The following is a 1375-nucleotide window of genomic DNA, read 5'->3' as shown; positions in this document are numbered from 1 at the left end:
TGGACGCTGCGCAGGCGGGTGGCGATGGAGCTGGGGGTGAGCCGGTCGTCGACCCGCCACCGAAAGATCGTCGCGACGACGGCCGCAGGTGCCGGGTCGAGCACGAGGCGGACGCGGCGGCGGGGCTGGCCGTCCGGGTCGAGCACGGTGACCCGGTGAGGCAGGTAGCCGAAGGGCACCGGGCCGAGGTGGAAGCCGGCTCGAACGAGGTCGATCTGGGCGACGCGGGCGCGTTCGGTGGTCCAGGCGTGGTGGGCGGCGAGCAGACGGGCTTGGCGGGCGGCGCGGGGGTGGGTGAGGCGCCACCACCAGCCGGGCCGGCTCGCCGGCTCCGTCGGGGCAGGTGGCAGGGCGGGGATGGGCAGCAGGTCAGACATGGGGGCTCCAGCCAAAGAAGGCGAGCGGGAGGAAGCGGGGAGGACCGGTCGCGGCGCGTACAGGCAAGGGCACGGTCTGCGAATGGTGATCTAGGCGGCCGAGCGGTCCGATGTGACGCTGTCGAGGGCGGCGTGCGGCGCCGGTGCGAGGGGCGGCGGGTCCGGTGTTCTTGGTTCTCGTGCTCGCCCGCCGTCGCGACGGAAGATGATCACGTCCTGGTGGACCGGGTAGGCGCGGGCCCGCGCGGGCGGGCGGGCCGTGCCGAGCAGCCGGGTATAGGGGACGGCGGTGAGCGCGACGCAGCGTTGCACCGGGCGCCATCCCGCGTCCCGGCCAGCGGCGGCGACCTCGCTGGCCAGGTCCACCCCGGCGACGTGGTACGCGGCGACGACGACGAGGTGGCCGCCGGGCCGGGGCAGATCCCGGTAGCTGGCGAGGCGGGCACGCAGCCGGGCGCCGGCCGGACCGCCGGGGTCGGCGGGGTCGTCCGGCGGTCCGATCGCGGTCAGGACCAGGTCGATCGGTCCGAGTCCGGTCCAGGACCGCCTATCGGGCAGCTCGTCGAGAATCATCCCGTCACCCGGTGCGCCCTGGGCCTTCACTGCCGTCAGGGCGGCGCGGGCCGCCTCCCATCCATCGGGATCGCGGCTGATGCCGACGGCGTGGCGGCGGGCGCGGACCGCTTCGGCGACGACGGTCCCGGGCCCGCAGTCGGGGTCGCAGACCGTGTCCCCGGCCTGGCTGTAGATGGCGACGGCGTAGGCGGCGACCTCCGGCGAGACCGCTCCGCCTGCGTGGGGTGGGACGGGTGGGTAGCCGCCGGCTGTGTGCTGGGCGGCGACGCTGCGCCGGCCGGTGGGCCAGACCGTCGCCCACCGGCCGTCGCGGCGCCACGTCTCGGGCTCGGCAGTCACCGGGCCTCACTCCAGAGCGGACCCGGGGCGCCGCGTAGTACGACATCACCGGGGTTCGTTAGTGCTCCGTGGTCGGTGCTGCC

1 protein-coding gene and 1 pseudogene are annotated in these 1375 nt (G+C 75.7%); both read right to left on the bottom strand.

Annotated elements, in window-relative coordinates:
- Positions 1-377: pseudogene (locus tag U9980_RS18120) on the bottom strand (recombinase); the annotation flags it as partial.
- 90 nt (positions 378-467) lie between these two features.
- Positions 468-1292, bottom strand: coding sequence for an SAM-dependent methyltransferase (locus U9980_RS18115; RefSeq protein ID WP_322769005.1), 825 nt, complete (start codon positions 1290-1292; stop codon positions 468-470).
- Between the last annotated feature and the right edge of the window lie 83 nt (positions 1293-1375).

The organism is Protofrankia sp. Cr1, assembly GCF_963555865.1.
Taxonomy (GTDB): Bacteria; Actinomycetota; Actinomycetes; order Frankiales; family Frankiaceae; genus Protofrankia.
This window is presented reverse-complemented; position numbering and strand designations above follow the sequence as displayed.